General features: G+C 36.5%; 15 protein-coding genes. 14 read left to right on the forward strand and 1 reads right to left on the reverse strand.

Annotated features, from left to right (window positions below; translation table 11 throughout):
* The first annotated feature begins 38 nt into the window (after positions 1–38).
* From HNQ35_RS00875 to HNQ35_RS00900, 6 genes are all read left to right on the forward strand, one after another.
* Positions 39–638: a glycerol-3-phosphate responsive antiterminator gene (locus HNQ35_RS00875; RefSeq protein ID WP_246118018.1), complete on the forward strand. Its 600-nt coding sequence runs from the start codon at positions 39–41 to the stop codon at positions 636–638.
* 235 nt (positions 639–873) lie between these two features.
* Entirely contained in the window at positions 874–2,187 is a 1,314-nt protein-coding gene (locus HNQ35_RS00880; protein WP_146935071.1) for an ABC transporter substrate-binding protein, read from the forward strand.
* Between the two features lie 62 nt (positions 2,188–2,249).
* Positions 2,250–3,116, forward strand: coding sequence for a carbohydrate ABC transporter permease (locus HNQ35_RS00885; protein WP_246118017.1), 867 nt, complete (start codon positions 2,250–2,252; stop codon positions 3,114–3,116).
* A gap of 5 nt (positions 3,117–3,121) precedes the next feature.
* Positions 3,122–3,913: a carbohydrate ABC transporter permease gene (locus HNQ35_RS00890; RefSeq protein ID WP_146935063.1), complete on the forward strand. Its 792-nt coding sequence runs from the start codon at positions 3,122–3,124 to the stop codon at positions 3,911–3,913.
* A gap of 21 nt (positions 3,914–3,934) precedes the next feature.
* Positions 3,935–4,762, forward strand: coding sequence for a sugar phosphate isomerase/epimerase family protein (locus HNQ35_RS00895; RefSeq protein WP_146935060.1), 828 nt, complete (start codon positions 3,935–3,937; stop codon positions 4,760–4,762).
* Between the two features lie 27 nt (positions 4,763–4,789).
* Positions 4,790–5,584 (forward strand): HAD-IIA family hydrolase, encoded by a 795-nt coding sequence (locus HNQ35_RS00900; protein ID WP_146935057.1) that lies wholly within the window; start codon positions 4,790–4,792, stop codon positions 5,582–5,584.
* A gap of 452 nt (positions 5,585–6,036) precedes the next feature.
* Here HNQ35_RS00900 and HNQ35_RS14555 read toward each other — a convergent pair whose 3' ends face one another.
* Positions 6,037–6,492 carry a hypothetical protein gene (locus HNQ35_RS14555; RefSeq protein WP_170226562.1) on the reverse strand — a complete coding sequence of 152 codons (456 nt, stop codon included), beginning with the start codon at positions 6,490–6,492 and terminating at the stop codon, positions 6,037–6,039.
* A 200-nt stretch (positions 6,493–6,692) separates the two neighbouring features.
* Here HNQ35_RS14555 and HNQ35_RS00910 point away from each other — a divergent pair, with 200 nt between their 5' ends.
* From HNQ35_RS00910 to HNQ35_RS00945, 8 genes are all read left to right on the forward strand, one after another.
* Entirely contained in the window at positions 6,693–8,309 is a 1,617-nt protein-coding gene (locus tag HNQ35_RS00910; protein ID WP_146935051.1) for a gamma-glutamyltransferase family protein, read from the forward strand.
* Positions 8,310–8,786: 477 nt separating this feature from the next.
* Positions 8,787–10,400: a peptide ABC transporter substrate-binding protein gene (locus HNQ35_RS00915; RefSeq protein WP_146935048.1), complete on the forward strand. Its 1,614-nt coding sequence runs from the start codon at positions 8,787–8,789 to the stop codon at positions 10,398–10,400.
* A gap of 50 nt (positions 10,401–10,450) precedes the next feature.
* Positions 10,451–11,383, forward strand: a complete 933-nt coding sequence (locus HNQ35_RS00920; protein WP_146935044.1) for an ABC transporter permease — start codon at positions 10,451–10,453, stop codon at positions 11,381–11,383.
* Positions 11,384–11,400: 17 nt separating this feature from the next.
* Positions 11,401–12,330 carry an ABC transporter permease gene (locus HNQ35_RS00925; protein ID WP_146935106.1) on the forward strand — a complete coding sequence of 310 codons (930 nt, stop codon included), beginning with the start codon at positions 11,401–11,403 and terminating at the stop codon, positions 12,328–12,330.
* A gap of 22 nt (positions 12,331–12,352) precedes the next feature.
* Positions 12,353–14,335 carry an ABC transporter ATP-binding protein gene (locus tag HNQ35_RS14375; protein ID WP_146935041.1) on the forward strand — a complete coding sequence of 661 codons (1,983 nt, stop codon included), beginning with the start codon at positions 12,353–12,355 and terminating at the stop codon, positions 14,333–14,335.
* A 121-nt stretch (positions 14,336–14,456) separates the two neighbouring features.
* Positions 14,457–15,164 carry a gamma-glutamyl-gamma-aminobutyrate hydrolase family protein gene (locus HNQ35_RS00935; RefSeq protein ID WP_146935038.1) on the forward strand — a complete coding sequence of 236 codons (708 nt, stop codon included), beginning with the start codon at positions 14,457–14,459 and terminating at the stop codon, positions 15,162–15,164.
* Positions 15,165–15,364: 200 nt separating this feature from the next.
* Positions 15,365–16,294, forward strand: coding sequence for a fumarylacetoacetate hydrolase family protein (locus HNQ35_RS00940; protein ID WP_146935035.1), 930 nt, complete (start codon positions 15,365–15,367; stop codon positions 16,292–16,294).
* 578 nt (positions 16,295–16,872) lie between these two features.
* The gene (locus HNQ35_RS00945; RefSeq protein ID WP_146935032.1) at positions 16,873–17,274 is read left to right on the forward strand and encodes an acyl-CoA thioesterase; all 402 of its coding nucleotides are present in this window, start codon (positions 16,873–16,875) and stop codon (positions 17,272–17,274) included.
* Positions 17,275–17,321: the final 47 nt, after the last annotated feature.

Below are 17,321 nucleotides of genomic sequence, written 5' to 3' on the forward strand. Positions count from 1 at the left end.
TTCTTTTCTTTACTATGTTCAAGGAGGATATAGGCATTATGAAGCGGGATATGGAACTTCTTTTTAAACAGCGATTGGAAAAGTCTAAGATTATTGCAGCGATTAAACATCCTAAATCAATCGAAAGAGCAATTAAGTATAAACATAACTTAGCGGCTGTTATTTTAATGACGGGGAATATTTTGACAGTCAAAGACTATGTTAAAGTGCTTCACAGAGAGGGTTTACCTGTTATTTTACATATCGAGAAAATCGGCGGTCTACATGTAGATCATTATGGCATCGATTTTGTAGCTGAGTATGTGAAACCATTTGCCATCGTTACGACAAAATCGAATGTCATCAATCGAGCGAAAGCAAAAGGAATCTTTGTCATACAAAGAATTTTTCTTATTGATACAGAGGTTTATGACAATTTAATAGAAAGTGTTGATCATTTTATGCCTGACATCATTGAAATTATGCCTTGCCGCGTGCCTGACTTTATAAAAAAACTATCACGTGTTTCTCCAATACCTATCATTACAGGTGGTTTACTTTCAACAGTTGAACACGGAGAAACAGCCTTAAAACATGGTGCAATAGCAGTAACAACTTCCAATTCAGATTTATGGAAATCGGGTTTGATCCATCATTAATAATATTTTACATTCTATTTACAACAAATTAATATTCATCTCGTATAATGGTAAGTGAAAAGTAGATAGTATTGAAGCGCCAATTAGAGAGGCCACAAGTATTTGTTATATAAATAACAATATATTTGTGGCCTTTATTATTTGTGAAGGAGGTTATTAAAAAAGTAAATCATCATATACAGAGAAAAAAATAGTCGCATGATCTGAAACAAATTATGAAAGAGAGGGAAAGCAAATGAAAAAGACACCAATCGTGTTGGCATTATTATTGTTATTTAGTATGTTATTAAGCGCATGTGGCGGTACTGATAATAAGGGAGACAGCTCAAACTCTTCTGGAGATACCATTAATTTAACTTGGTATTACCCTGTTAATGTTGGTGGAGAAGTGACGAAAGTGATAGATGGTTATGCCGAGGCTTTTAATAAAGAAGGTATCGAAGTGAATGGTAAGAAAGTGACGGTTGAACCCGTTTATAGTGGGAATTATGATGAATCGATGACAAAAGTCCAAACAGCAGTAAAAAATGGAAAAGCACCTGATATGGCTGTCTTGCTATCAGTTGACTTGTTTCAAATTAAAGATTCTATCATCGCTTTAGATGACATGATTAACAATGATTCTGAAGCACAGGAAATGATGGAAGATTTCTTTCCGGGATTTATGTTGAATTCACAAGCTGAAGGAAAAACATGGTCTATTCCATTCCAGCGTAGTACAGTTTTACTTTATTACAATAAAGATATGTTTGAAGAAGCAGGTTTAGATCCTGAAAAGGCGCCAACTAATTGGGATGAAGTGATTGAATATGGTAAACAACTCACGAAAGATGGAAAATGGGGAATTGAACTCCCAGCGACAATTAGTGGATATTGGATTTATCAAGCTTTAGCATTGCAAAACGGTGACGGTAACTTAATGAGTGATGATGGTAAAGATGTTTATTTTAATACAGAAGAGGCAAAAGGTGCCCTTCAATATTGGATTGACCTATCAAAGAAACATAAAATCATGCCAGATGGAGTCTTAGATTGGAATACAGTCCCTACAGACTTTATTGAAGGAAAAACGGCTATGATGCTTTCAACAACAGGTAATTTAACGAATGTAAAGAATAATGCCAATTTCGAATTTGGTGTTGCTTTCTTACCTGGGAAGGAGCGCTTAGCTACGCCTACAGGTGGAGGTAACTTCTACATTTTCAAAGATATACCTGAAGAAAGACAACTTGCTGCGATGGAATTTATAAAATGGATTGCTCAACCAGAACGCGCAGCAGAGTGGAGTATTGATACTGGATATATTGCAACGCGTCAATCAAGCTATGAAACGCCAGAGTTAAAAGAGTACACGGAATCATTCCCACAGGCATTAACAGCAATGGAACAATTAGAGCATGCACATAAGGAAATTTCAGTTTATGAGCAAGGAAAAATCATTAAAATACTACAGGATGCGATTCAAGCGGCAATTAATGGCGATGATGTGAGTGAAGCGTTAGATAAAGCACAGGAACAAGCAGAAGAACTATTAAAGCCATATCAGTAATCAACTTTAAATTTTAATAGAAATGGATGGATGAGGTGAGGGACTTGAGGATCAGTGAGCGAATGAAAGAGAATGTTACATCATGGTTATTCCTCCTTCCATCCCTCATCTTTCTCATCATGTTTACGTTGTATCCGATGATAAAAACTGCTTATTTAAGTTTCTTTCAATCGGATTTATCAACAGACAAGCCAATCTTTATTGGCTTGAAAAATTTCAAAATGATGATGGAAGATGAGGTTTTCAGGAAGGCGTTTATTAATAATATATGGTTCGCCATTGGAACGATACCGACAAGTGTTGCATTAGGGATGGTTTTAGCTATTTTGGTCAACCGAAAAATCAAAGGTAGTGCCCTGGCAAGAACATTTTTCTTCTATCCTGTAGTTATTCCAATGGTTAGTGCTGCGTTCATTTGGTTGTTTTTTTATACACCAGAATATGGCATGATTAATAAATTATTAACCCTGTTTGGCGCGGGTGAGTTAAATTTATTAGGAAATTCAAGCACTGTTTTAATTGCCATTATTGTGATGGTTATTTGGAAAGAAGCTGGATTCTTTATGATATTTTATTTAGCTGCTTTACAAAATATCCCTAAAGATTTAATAGAGGCATCTCATATCGATGGGGCTTCGAAATGGATTCAATTTCGAAAGATAGTGTTCCCATTGCTTATGCCAACGACGATCTTTTCTTTCGTTATTGCAACGACAAATGCTTTTAAAACGATTGACCAACTTGTTGTGATGACTCAAGGAGGACCAAATAACGCAAGTAATCTCTTACTCTATTATATTTATGAAAGTACATTTCGTTTTATGGATTACGGCAAGGCCGCAGCAGCAACAATTGTTGTGTTAGTCATCATGGTCGTTATTGCCGCAATTCAATTTTTCGGGACAGATCGTAAAATTCATTACAGTTGAGGTGAATGCCATTGAATCGAGTGATTAATCTCTCTACACATGTTTTAGCCATTCTCTGGGCACTTCCTTTATTCGGTATTATTTATATGGCTTTTAAAGATACAAAAGTAGAAGGTTTTTCAGTAACCATTCATAATTTCATAGAAGCTTGGAACTCAGCACCTTTTGCTCAATATTATTTGAATACATTTATCATTGTGATTGGCATCTTGGCCGTACAATTAGTCACAATAACGTTAGCGGCCTATGTTTTTGCACGGATGAATTTTGTTGGTCAAGGTATTGTTTTTTTGTTGTACCTTGTGCAAATCATGATTCCAATCGAATTATTAATTTTTCCTAATTCGAGTACGATAGCTCAGCTAGGCATTTATGATACGAAATTAGCGATAATGATACCTTATTTCATCTCAGCCTTTGGTATTTTTTTATTACGTCAAACGTTTAAAGGTATTCCATATGAATTAGAAGAGGCGGCAAAGATGGAAGGGTGTAATCGAATACAAACGATTTGGCACGTGTATGTTCCTTTAGCTAAACCAACATATATTGCATTCGGACTTATTTCAGTTAGTGGTCAGTGGAGTAACTTTTTATGGCCTTTAATTATTACTGATTCAGATAGTAATCGCCCCTTAACAGTAGGACTTGCGATGTTTGCTAAAGCTTCGGATTCGGGAGCACAATGGGGAGTTGTAGCTGCTGCAACATTGTTCGTCATTCTACCATTATTGTTAGCATTCTTTTTATTTCAGAGACAGTTTATTTCTAGCTTTATGCATTCGGGAATTAAGTAAGATGAAGAGGGGGAAAGTAGTATGCATTATTCCATTTCAACCTATACATTATTTCACCTTTCAATTGATCAAGCGATTGAAAGGTTGATCCATGATGGATGGAAATCGATTGAGGTGATGGGAGAAGGGAAATATCATGGGCGACCTTTATTATATATGGAGCAAATGAAATTAAAAGAAATCGCCTCTTTAGTAAAAAAGAATAATGTATCTCTTGGGTTCCATTTACCAGTTACAGGGTTTAATCCTGCTTCGGTAGATGAAAGTACTGAAACCATTTGGGCGAAGTGTTTGTCTATTATGGAAGTCATCGATGTGAACTATGTTTTATTACATCCTGGTACGAACACTTCGATTCAAGCGGGTATTGAATCGACAGCTCTGTTTATTAAAAAAATGCTTCGGGATTTACCTGAAATGATTAAAATAGTGATTGAAAATGTTCCTTATAAAGAGGGGAGTATTGGTACTTCAATCGAAGAGCTTATATCAATCATTGATCATGTCAATGATGATCGGGTAGGTATTATGTTGGATACAGGGCACTGTTATATGAATGCACAAGAACATTTTTTAAAAGAATGTGAGAAGGCTTTTCCATATTTATATGGTTTGCATATTAATGATAATCACGGTCAACATGATGAGCATTTGCAAATTGGTGAAGGAGTGATTCCTTTTAAACAATTCTTTTTGCGCTTGGGAAAAAGGGACATTGAATATGTCTTAGAAACAAATACAATTAAACGAGCAGAACATTCCAAGCTTCACATTGAAAAGTTTTTAACAAAAAGTACACGGTGCAACTTGAGGGTCAGTATTGAAAGCGATTATAAATACGAACGATAAGTTTCCTAAAGTAAGGAGGCGTGAAGATTGGTAAATATAAAACATATTGATGCGTTTTGTTTTGATTTAGATGGGACCATTTTTTTAGGTAATGACATACTACCAGGAGCAAAAGAAATCATTGAACAGATTAAAGAACATCATAAAAAAGTACTATTTATTACGAATTCACCAACACAAACAAGAGAAGAATGCCAACAAAAGCTACAGTCATTAGGTATAGTAGCAGATATAGAGAATATCTTTACATCAGCTTATGTTTCGGCCCTATATTTTTCTGAGCGGTACCCACAATCTACTGTATACATAGTCGGGGAAAAAGCAATTAGGGACGAATTCAACCAATTATCATTACATACAACTAAAAATCCATCAGAAGCGTCACATGTACTTGTCGGTTTAGATCGAACTATTACGTATGAGACATTAAATGATGCGATGGCGGCAGTGCGTCGTGGTGCAGACCTCATCGTGACAAATCCAGACCCGTTTTGTCCTGTTCCGGATGGCTTTATTCTAGACACGTTGGCGATTGCTCGGGCGATTGAAGTCGCCTCAGATCAACCTATTTTTGAAATCATCGGTAAGCCATCTACATTTTACGGAGAACAAATACTAAAACAATTAAAAATCGCAAGTCATCGCTGTTTAATCGTTGGTGATCGACTGGAAACAGATATTTTATTAGGAAAAACAAATAATTTTCCAACATGCCTCGTCTTAACAGGTGTAGCAAAAAGGGAAGATGTAAGAGTGAAAGATATTTATCCTGATTTGATTGTAGATAATCTTGAATCATTGTTGGCGCATTTTAGAAGATAAATAATAATAGAGAGAAAAATTTTTTGATAAGAACGCGGTTAGACAAAAGTCAAAAGATGTTTTTAGTATGGCCGGGTGTTCATTCGACCTAATAGGATGGGTATCATGATTAATAGCATCCCGTTTTTTGTTATTAAAGAAAAGGTTGAATCCTGCCTGGCTCGGTACACCGTTGGATGAGGTCGCTTTGAGTTTTTTAACACGAAAGTATTTGGTTAGATCCTGTTAATAATTATTATGGCATCTTGTTTACAATTAGAGTTCGCCCATCTAGAGACGCTACAACTATTTAGAAGATTAGGATGTCGATATTAGACCAAGTTTTTCATACATGGGTGGCATGAAAACGAATTTTTTGGGACTACGTTTTTGCAGAAGAAGAAATGACTCATTTAATGGATCCAGATGATGTTGCAGATATCATCATGGACAATTTAAAACCACGTCAGGGACTAAAAGTATCTGAAATTGTGATTAGAAATAAACGCTAATAATATAAAAATAGGGTCTTTCATGCGAATAAAAAAAGCAGTGAGTTCTGATTCGGCTTGAGTCAGGCGTGGCTGCTTTTTTATTGTGTATAGTAGTTGTAAAGGCAGAATCGAGCGGTGCGGGGTCGAAATCGAGCGGTGCGGGGTCGAAATCGAGCGGTGCGGGGTCAAAATCGAGCGGTGCGGGGTCAAAATCGAGCGGTGCAGGGCCAAAATCGAGCGGTGGTGGGCCGAAATCGAGCGGTGCGGGGTCAAAATCGCGCGGTCCCGGGCTAAAATCGCGCGGTCCTGGGCTAAAATCGCGCGGTCCCGGGCTAAAATCGCGCGGTCCCGGGCTAAAATCGCGCGACCCCGGGTCAAAATCGCGCGGTCCTGGGCTAAAATCGCGCGGTCCTGGGCTAAAATCGCGCGACCCACGCCAAAATCAAGCTATTCCGGTTGTTAATCGTTTAGTTGCTGTACTACACCCAAGTAATATCAGAAATGTGATACGATTAAATCAATAGAGTCGTTCATCAATATTTGTTCAGAGTTATTCATCAGTTATTTTTCGGAGCATCACGTTGATGTTAAAATGTGACAATTGTTAATCTAAACAATTTATATAAGGAGTGATGATGTTGCAGTTTCTCGATTTTTATCGTAATCCGTATCCGATTGGGAGAAATTCTATATTTGCGAAAAATGGCATGGTGGCGACGTCACAGCCATTAGCAGCAGATGCGGGGTTAACGATTTTAAAGCAAGGGGGCAATGCGGTTGATGCGGCGATTGCGACGGCTGCTTGTTTGACTGTTGTAGAGCCCACTTCAAATGGGATTGGTGGTGATGCTTTTGCCATCGTGTGGTTTAAAGATAAGCTGTATGGTTTGAATGCGAGTGGACCAGCGCCAAAAAATCTTTCAGCTGAGATGGTGCGAGAAGCGGGATATAGCGAAATGCCAGCTCATGGCTGGTTTCCAGTGACAGTTCCTGGCGCACCTGCAGCGTGGGTAGAGTTATCCCGAAAGTTTGGTCGCTTGCCTTTTTCAGAGTTATTAAAGCCAGCTATTCAATATGCGCAGGAAGGCTTTCCACTATCTCCGACATTAGCGAAGTTTTGGAAAAAGGCTTTCAACACGTATAAAAAAGTGTTATCTGATGACATGTTCGAGGCATGGTTTGAAACATTCGCACCGAATGGCCGAGCGCCAGAAGTAGGGGAAATGTGGATATCTAAGGCACATGCAAATACATTAAAAATGATCGCTGAGACAGAGGGAAAGGCGTTTTATCAGGGAGAATTAGCAGAGAAAATTATTCGCTTTTCCAAGCAAACAGGGGGCTTTTTTGAATTAGACGATTTTGCATCGTTTAAGCCAAAATGGGTAGAGCCACTCAAAGTAAAATATCGAGACTATGATGTCTGGGAGCTTCCGCCAAATGGACAAGGTCTAGTAGCATTACAAGCATTAAATATTTTAAGAGGATTTGAGTTTTCAGCGAAGGATAAAGTGGATACATATCATAAACAAATTGAAGCAATCAAATTAGCTTTTGCTGATGGAATGACATATATAACAGATGAAGCGCATATGGAAGTTACAGTTGAAGCGTTGCTAAGTGAGGCCTATGCTGAACAGCGCAGACAACTCATTTCTCATACGGCGCTTACACCTAAAGCGGGTGAGCCACAATCAAGTGGCACCGTCTATCTAGCAACGGCAGATCGAGACGGAAATATGGTTTCATTTATCCAAAGTAATTATATGGGATTTGGCTCAGGATTAGTTGTCCCTGGCACAGGCATTGCTTTACAAAATAGAGGGCATACGTTCTCTTTAGATGAAAATCATGCGAATGTATTAAAAGGTGGCAAGCAGACATACCATACAATCATTCCAGGGTTTTTAACGAAAGGGAAAAAAGCAGTAGGTCCATTCGGCGTCATGGGAGCGTATATGATGCCACAAGGACATGTACAAATACTGATGAATACGATTGATTTTGGCTTAAATCCACAAGCTGCTCTAGATGCCCCACGTTGGCGTTGGATAAAAGATAAGGTAGTTGCAGTGGAACCGCGTTTTCCACACCATCTTGTTGATGCACTTATTGAAAAAGGTCATGAGATAAAAATGGAAGTAGAACCGAATAGTTTCGGGAGAGGACAGATCATTTGGCGACATCCTGAAACAGGTGTCTTAGTTGGTGGAACGGAGTCAAGGACTGATGGGACGATTGCTGCATGGTGAATGCTAAAGGAACTTCACTTAACCCTAGAGATGTTGCGGTGGTTATACTCTCAAAACGAGTTGCTATATAATAAAAGTCACCATTGATATAACGTATTGAATAAAATGCAGGGTTAAATAATTAAATTGGCTATTTGTTATTGTTGTCAATGAGAGTGGTATTATATGTTCGTTTAGTTTAATGATAGATTTCAAATGATGGCTTATATAGTTCTCGTGAGAAATAGATACAGAATAAAATCAAGAATTTAATTGAATATTTATTGGTAGTTTATGAAGTGTAATCATACCATTTTTATCAACAATGTTTTTGTATTGAAGTAGGGAGAGCTGTTACAGCGAACTCCCCTTTTTTAGTTGGACAAGACAAACCAAACACTTTTAAATTAAAAATCTATGTAAAGAAATTCTGGCGCTCATAAATGACACAGGCTATTAATAATATATATACAAGTATGATTAAAAAGGGGGATATGAATGAATAAGTCCTTAAGTCGATTGTTTGTCATTTTATGTCTGTTTTTACTCGTTATAAGTGGTTGTGGTTTTACGGATTCTAAGGTTAATAAAAGAGAAAAAGTTCTTAATCTCAGTCTTGATAATGATATACCAGATTTAAATCAAGTCTTGACGACAGATGGAATATCTTTTTCGATATTAAATAATGTGATGGAGGGTCTGTTTCGTTTAGATGAGAATAATGAACCACAACCAGCGATGGCTGAAAAAGTAGATATTTCAGATGATAAATTAACCTATACTTTTCATTTACGTGATGATATTAAGTGGAGTAATGGAGAACCTGTTACGGCAAATGATTTTAAATACTCTTGGTTACGTGCGATGCATCCAGATACTTCTGGTGCTTATGCAGATATTCTTTATAACTATATTGAAGGAGGAGAAGAATACTTTGAAGGAAAAGTTGACGAATCAAAAGTGGCAATTGAAGTTAAGGATGAAAAAACATTAGAAGTAACATTAAAAGCACCATCTCCATTTTTCTTAGGTTTAACCGCTTTTGCCACTTATTTTCCGCTCAACGAAACGTTTATTAATGAAGTTGGAGAAGATAAATTTGCCTTAAAAGCTGACGCTATTTTATATAATGGTCCATTTGTTCTGACTGAGTATGATCAAGCAGAAGGTGTAACATTAGAGAAAAATTCAGAATATTGGGATAAAGATAATGTTGATGTAGATAAGGTTACTTTAAAAGTAATAAAAGAAAAGAGTACGGCACTGAATCTATATGAATCTGGTGAACTAGACCGCGTTTATCTATCATCGGCAGATGTCGATACGTATCGAGATAGTGATGAATTTGGTACGGAAACAGAGTTTATTTCGTGGTTTTTACAATTTAATTTTTTAGAAAAACCGTTTGATAACGTGAATATCCGAAAAGCATTTCAACTTGCGTATGATCCTGAGCAATTAACGAAGACGGTTTTAAACAACGGTTCTGAGCCTGCTTATGGGTTAGTTGCAGCAGGTGTTCACGGAAATGATGAGAAGACATTTCGTGAATTGTCGGGGGATATCGTTCAACCAGATTATGATAAGGCAAAGGAATTTTTAGAAAAGGGTTTAGAGGAAATAGGCGAGCTTCCAAAAATTGAACTCTTAACAGCAGATGACACGGTTGCCAAAGATACAGCGACATTTTTACAAAGTGAGTTTAAAAGGAATCTTGATGTCGACATAGACATTACGACAAAACCTTATAGTGGCCGGATTGAAACAATGAGAGAAAGTGATTATGTAATGGGAATATCTAGGTGGGGAGCAGATTATAATGACCCGATGGATATTTTAAGTTTATGGGATGGTGATCCTTTAAGTGGATTACGGGGAAATTACTTTAATGAAAAATATAAACGATTGATTGATGATGCTAGTAATGAATCAGATGAGGAGAGGCGTCTAAAAATGCTAATTGAAGCAGAACATATTATGTTAGAAGATGACGGTACGTTAGGCCCACTTTATTTTGAAGGTAAAGCATACTTGCAGAAACCACATGTTAAAAATCTTATCATCCATCCATACGGTGCTTCACTAGAGCTTAAGTTTGTAAAAATTGAATAACTAGAAAAGAGATAGCTTCTCTCTTTCTAGTTATTCCGTGAGGTGAAATAATGAAGAGATTTATATTTCTTCGATTAGTAAATATTATCATAACATTATTTATTATTGCCACTGTAACTTTTTTCTTAATGAAGTTATTACCTGGATCACCATTTGATGAAGAAAGATTATCAAAACTCTCTGATGAAGCACGACTAGAATTTTTAGCCAAATATGGTCTTGACCAACCTGTTTATGTACAATATGCAAAGTATATAGGGAGCCTGATAAAAGGTGATCTGGGCATATCATATTATTACAAAGGACAAACAGTAAATGCCTTAATTAAGGATCGAATAGGTCCTTCCATGTTATTAGGTATTCAGGCAGTTATTTTGGGGCTATCTGTAGGAATCATATTGGGGATTATCGCAGCGTATAGACATAATACGATTTGGGATTATTTTACAATGCTTGTCGCTGTTTTAGGGGTTTCGATACCAAACTTTGTCTTAGCGGCTATTTTACAATTTTATGTAGGTTTACAATGGGGATTATTTCCTGTCGCTTATTGGGAAGGCTATCAGCATACGTTTCTCCCTACGATTTCATTAGGTGTAACTGTCATTGCTATAATTGCTCGGTTTACAAGAAATGAAATGCTGGAGGTTTTACAGCAGGATTATATTCTTACTGCACAATCAAAGGGGATAAGTGAATGTGCAGTATTAATTAAACATGCCATCCGAAATGCACTCATTCCGGTTATCACCATTTTAGGCCCTGTGTTTGTCAGTCTTTTAACGGGGTCGTTGGTTATTGAAAATATCTTTAGTATACCAGGTATCGGTAGTTTATTTGTTGATTCGATTAAAATGAATGATTATACAACTATTATGGGATTAACTCTCTTTTATAGCGCATTCTTTATTTTAACCATTTTAATAGTTGACTTACTATATGGCATCATTGATCCGCGTATTCGAATACATGGTAGGGAGTGAATGGCATCGTGCAAAACATGAAGAAAAAAGAAGTCGAGATTCCCGCGAAAATGTTTAAAATAGTAGGGAGAAAAGAGGAGACCCTTGAAGAAATTAAGCGTTCTCATCTGACGGGGTGGCAGGACGGTTGGCTAAGATTGAAACAAAATAAGGCAGCTATGATTAGCCTTTTCGTTTTGCTCATGATTGTCATCTTATCTATTATCGGTCCTCATGTTAATACCTACACTTACCAACAAACAAATTATGATGCTGTGTACTTAGAACCTAATAGTGACCATTGGTTAGGAACGGACAAGTTTGGGCGTGATCAATGGACAAGACTATGGGAAGGTACGCGTATATCACTTTATATCGCCGTTTTAGCTGCGCTTTTAGATATTTTAATAGGCATTACATATGGTGCTATATCCGCATTTAAAGGCGGAAAAGTAGATCATATGATGCAAAGAATCATTGAAATATTAGTAGGTATACCCAATCTAATCATAATTATTTTACTCATTATGATGATGAAGCCTGGTATAACAACGATTATTATAGCCATGGTGATTACAGGATGGGTCAATATGGCTAGATTAGTGCGTGGGCAAATTTTTAAACTTAAAAATGCGGAATACATTTTAGCTGCACGGGCATTAGGAGCGGATGGTAGACGCATCATTATCGGTCATATGTTGCCAAATACACTAGGAATCATCATTATCAATATGATGTTTACCATTCCGAGTGCTATCTTTACAGAAGCTTTTTTAAGTTTCATAGGATTGGGGCTCCAAGAACCACTGGCATCATTAGGTGTGTTAATCAATGATGGGTTTCAGGCTATGCGCAACCATTTTTATTTACTTGCATTTCCATCTATCGTCATTGTTTCATTAATGGTTTGTTTTAATTTATTAGCGGATGGCTTAAGAGATGCTTTTGACCCAAAAATGCGGAACTAGTTGGAAAGAGAGGGTGAGGCACATGAACACATTATTAACGATTAAAAACCTGCACATACATTTTGAAACACATGTTGGTAAAGTGCAAGCGGTTAGAGGGGTTGATTTATCTGTTAAGAAGGGGGAAACATTAGCTATTGTTGGTGAATCAGGGTCTGGAAAATCTGTTACCGCAAAGTCCATTATCGGATTGTTACCAAAGAGAAATGCCATGATTGATAAAGGTGAAATTTGGTTTGAAAACAAAAATTTATTAACTCTAAACAACAAACAAATGAAAAAAATTCGTGGTGCCAAGATTGCTATGATTTTTCAAGATCCAATGACTGCGTTAAACCCGACAATGAAAGTAGGTAAGCAAGTCATGGAAAGTGCTATAAAACATTTGAATCTTAGTAAAAAGGAAGCTAGAAATAAGGCGGTTGAACTTTTGAATTTGGTAGGAATTTCAAATCCTGAAACGCGCTTAAACCAATATCCTCATGAATTCTCGGGTGGCATGAGACAACGCATTGTTATTGCGATGGCACTTTCTTGTAATCCAAAACTACTCATTGCAGATGAACCGACAACAGCACTCGATGTCACTATTCAAGCGCAAATACTTGATTTATTAAAGCATATACAGAAAGAGACAGGTACGGCAATTATATTTATTACCCATGATTTGGGGGTTGTATCAAATATAGCTGACTCTGTTGCTGTTATGTATGCTGGGAAAATTATTGAAAAAGGGACCGTTGAAGAAGTCTTATTAAAGCCAAATCATCCTTATTCTTGGGGCCTTCTTAAATCAATGCCTAATTTGGATACTAAAGGAAAACTTTATTCCATTCCAGGCAGCCCACCAGATATGATTCAACCACTAAAAGGAGATGCCTTTGCGCCACGAAATGAATTTGCTTTAGCGATTGATTATGACATGCAACCACCGATGTTTAAAGTAAGTGAAACGCATTATGCCGCTACCTGGTTATTGCATCCACAAGCACCTAAAGTAGATTTTATTAGAGAGACTCAAGACGTATTAATGAAACAAGACGATAAAATTTCATCAATAGACAATAACGTGCTTTTAGAGGTCAAAGGGTTAAGCAAATATTTTTATTTAAAATCAAAACAAACTTTAAAAGCAGTTGATAATATTCATTTAGAAATAAGGAGAGGTGAAACTTTAGGTTTAGTTGGTGAATCGGGATGTGGTAAATCAACGGTTGGAAGGACAATCATAGGATTACATGAACCTACAAGTGGTGAAATAATATATGATAATACAAAATTAACAAGACATAATCAAAGACAGTTAACAAAGAAAATGCAAATGATTTTTCAAGATCCATACTCATCACTTGATCCAAAAATGAAGGTGGAAGATATTATAGCAGAAGGTCTTGATATTCATCATGTCGTAAAGGACAAAAAAGAAAGAAAACAAAGAGTAGAAGAGCTACTTAAAACAGTTGGTTTACAGCCACATTCTGCCTCCAGATATCCCCATGAGTTTTCGGGTGGTCAGAGACAACGAATAGGTATCGCTCGGGCACTTGCTATCGAACCTGAGTTTATTGTGGCGGATGAACCGATTTCAGCACTAGACGTATCCATTCAAGCACAAGTCATAAATTTATTATTAAAGCTTCAAAAAGAGAACAATTTAACACTTCTTTTTATTGCCCATGATTTATCAATGGTGAAATATATTAGTGATCGTATAGGTGTTATGTATCTCGGTACGATAGTAGAGCTCGCTAACTCAGATGAATTGTATAAGAATCCTTTACATCCTTATACACAGGCATTATTATCTGCGATTCCAAATGCAAATCCAATTGTTGAAAAATCCAGAGAACGTATCATACTTAAAGGTACTTTACCTAGCCCAGTTTATCCACCATCAGGTTGTCGCTTCAGAACAAGATGTCTATTAGCTACAGATGCATGTGAAAAGACACCTGAATGGAGAGAGGTTGAAACGGATCATTGGGTTGCTTGTCATTATGCGTAATTTAATGTCATTAATGATTATTTTTAAACTCGTGTTAAAGAAGGATGAAGACAACCAACGTTCTAATGCTGGTAACTGCCTATATCAGACAGGAAAATTTATGTAGAGGGTGGCTATAGATTTGAAACCTATTATTGGCATCACGCCATCATTTGATTTGGATAAGAAAAATTATTTTCTATCTGTCGACAATATAAGTGCTATTAAAAGGACTGGAGGTATATCGATTATACTATCGTACACATCATCAGAAAAAATAGAAATACTAGCAAATAAAATAGATGGTCTATATCTTACAGGTGGTGGTGATATTGCCCCCACCTTATATAATCAAGAACCACACCCTAAATTAGGGGATGTGAGTCCGTTTCGTGACGTGTTTGAAATCTTAATGACGAAGAAAGTGTTACAGTTAAACAAGCCAATTCTCGGCGTTTGTCGAGGGTGCCAAATTTTAAATGTGGCATGTGGTGGAAGTATGTATCAAGATATTTATTCCCAGTTTGAAGGACAATTATTACAACATGAGCAAAAGGCACCGGTTTGGCATGGTACGCATTTTGTAAGAATCAAAGAAGGTAGTTTATTATATAAGTTAATTGGTACAACAAAAATTAGGGTAAATAGCCGCCATCACCAAGCCATTCACAACATAGGAAAACATTTAAAAGTGTGTGCTAGAGCAAGTGATGATGTAACTGAATCTATTGAAGGAGTAGATAGCCAATTTGTGTTAGGGCTTCAGTGGCATCCAGAAAATATGTTAACCAATGATGATAAAATAGCTTATAAAATATATGAAGGATTTATTAATGCTTGTCTAAACTAAAAATAATTAATAGGATGAGAACATTTCGACTTTAATATTAATTGTTTTGGTAAGTTCCGTTTGTGCGTTCTAATTAATGAATAATTTAGGAACGGTCGATATACTATATCTTCAATCTCGTATATATTGAAGTCATATGGGATATAACCTATGATTCATATAAAGACTTAGATTTTTAAAGTGGAATGGGAGAGGATTCTATGAAATTAGTTACATTCACTATAGATGAGGATACGTCAATTGGGGTCTATCAGGAAGGGAAAATTATTGACCTACATGCCTCTTTTTTAAAACAATTAATGACTGCAGGAGAGGCGAGAGCTCAAGAAATTGCCAATGCCCATATACCACGGGATATGATTGGATTTTTAGAAGGGGGCGAGAAGAGTTTCGCTTATGCACAAAAGGCGGTTGATTTTGCCCTACAAACGGATGATTCATCACTCATTCTTGACAGGGAAGATGTTCGGTTAGAAGCACCTATACAGCGACCACAAAAAATAATTTGTGTCGGGCAAAATTATCGTGAACATATTTTAGAAATGGGGCGAGAATTACCGGAGTATCCTGTTCTTTTCGCAAAGTTTGCGAATGCCATTATTGGACCAGAAGATAATATTCCGTTTCATCCCATTTCAGAACAACTGGATTATGAAGCTGAGTTTGCCTTTGTTATTGGAAAAAGGGCAAAAAATGTGAGTGAAAAGGATGCACTCGATTATGTCGCTGGGTATACGATAGGAAATGATGTGACATATCGCGATATTCAGCGCCGCACGCCTCAATGGTTGCAAGGCAAATCCGTTGATGGAAGCGCACCGTTAGGCCCGTGGTTAGTGACTTCTGATGAAATAGCGGACCCATCAGGGTTAGATATTTCACTATTTGTTAATGGTGAACGACGACAAAAATCAAATACAGAAAACCTCGTATTTACGATACCGAAATTAGTGGCGTTTATTTCTGAGATGATGACACTTGAGCCGGGAGACATCATTATGACAGGAACTCCAGCAGGTGTAGGATTTGCTATGGAGCCTCAAAGATTTTTAAAAGACGGTGATATCGTGCGTATTGAAATTGAAAAAATCGGAGTATTAGAGAATAAGATAGAGAAAGTAAGAAGGTAGTAGTAAGGAATGTAGGGTTTGCTTTACTCGTTAAATTGAAGAAGACGTCTTGTTCGTGTTTGGTGCTTTTTTTTTCGGAGTCATAATTTGAGAACAATGTTCTGATTAAATATATCTATTGTATCCGATATTCAGATTATGGGAAATGCAATGAATAAAGACGACGGCTATGAAAACTTTGTCGTTGACACTTATGTCATTTAGCAAAACAACTTACTATAAATCTATCTTTATTGATATAGGGTAAGTATTCTCATTACTTAATACTTAAGTGGTATGATTTGTCAGATCTTCGACGACAGACAGCATATAATCTATTATCAAAAGCTGTTATCTCGTTTACAACTCCATAAAAATTGTTATGGATAAATGAAAAAGTAGTATATGACTAAAGAAGACAGAAAAGCTGTCTTTTATTTAACTTAAAGTAATCTCACACTTCTCTAACATAGATGAACAATCATTTACCTGTAAGGAAGATCGTGATAGTAACATTTTTCTTTATTTTTAGTTAATCATATTGTTATGATAAAATCTGAATGATAACGATTAAACATAAATAGAAGGGTGAGATGTAGGTGAAAAACAAGTATACATTTCATGTTCATTTTGGTGATACAGATGCTGCCGGAATCGTTTATTATCCAAATTATTATAAATGGATGGATCAGGCGACACATGCATTTTTTAAAGCAAAAAGTCTCTCAATCTCCAAGTTACAAAATGAAAAAAGTATTATTATTCCATTGATTGAAGCAAACTGTAGATTTTTGAGACCTTTATTTTACGAAGATGTTGTTAAAGTTCATACCGAATTAACTGTAGAAAGAAATAAGGTATTAAAGTTAACTCATCAGTTTTTACGTGGTGATGAAAAGATTGCTAATGGATATGAGGTTCGGATGTGGACTACACGTACAGACGATGGATTAAAGTCAACGATCATGCCAGATGAAATTAAAAAACTTTTACTTAAATAGTAGAACCGCTAATAAAAGATAGTGATTAAATCTTTTGTTAGCGGTTC

The sequence above is a fragment of the Cerasibacillus quisquiliarum genome (assembly GCF_014202495.1).
GTDB classification, from domain to species: domain Bacteria; phylum Bacillota; class Bacilli; order Bacillales; family Amphibacillaceae; genus Cerasibacillus; species Cerasibacillus quisquiliarum.